1 protein-coding gene is annotated in these 584 nt (G+C 69.5%); it reads right to left on the bottom strand.

Annotated elements, in window-relative coordinates; translation table 11 throughout:
- The coding region (gene trmB, locus GTW58_RS13635; RefSeq protein ID WP_168023615.1) for a tRNA (guanosine(46)-N7)-methyltransferase TrmB at window positions 1-584 on the bottom strand (584 nt) is incomplete at both ends.

Raw genomic sequence — 584 nt, 5'->3', positions numbered from 1 at the left:
GGGTGCCCACCCCTGGCCCGGACCGGCCGGAGTGCCCAGGGGGCCGGGGTTGAGATTCTCGAACCGTCCGTCGGCCTCGATGACCTCACGCATCTGAACGGCGTACTCCTGCCAGTCGGTGGCCAGGCGCCACGTGGCACCGGTCTTGAGCACGTTGGCCACCTGGTCGACGAACGCCGGGGACACCAACCGGCGCTTGTGGTGCTTCTTCTTGTGCCAGGGGTCCGGGAAGAACACCCACAGTTCGTCCACCGAATTCGGCTTGAGGAAGTGCTCCAGGGCCTCCGGGGCGTTGGCCTGGACCGCGCGGACGTTCTGGGCGCCGTTGGCAGCCGTCTTGATGAGCAGATCGGCCAGCCCGGGCGTGTAGACCTCAACGGCCAGGAAGTCGTGCTCGGGGACCTCCGCGGCCCGGTGGGCCATGGCCTCCCCCAGACCGGACCCGATCTCCACGACCAGGGGAGCCGTACGTCCGTAGGCTGCGGCCTGATCGAACTCCGCATGGGCGGCCACGGACGTGTCCGTGACCTCCCGGGGCACGTGCAGGATGCGCGACGGCGCCCACTGGTCCCAGGCCTTCTGGC

This window comes from Kocuria subflava (genome assembly GCF_012163155.1).
GTDB lineage: Bacteria > Actinomycetota > Actinomycetes > Actinomycetales > Micrococcaceae > Kocuria > Kocuria subflava.
This window is presented reverse-complemented; position numbering and strand designations above follow the sequence as displayed.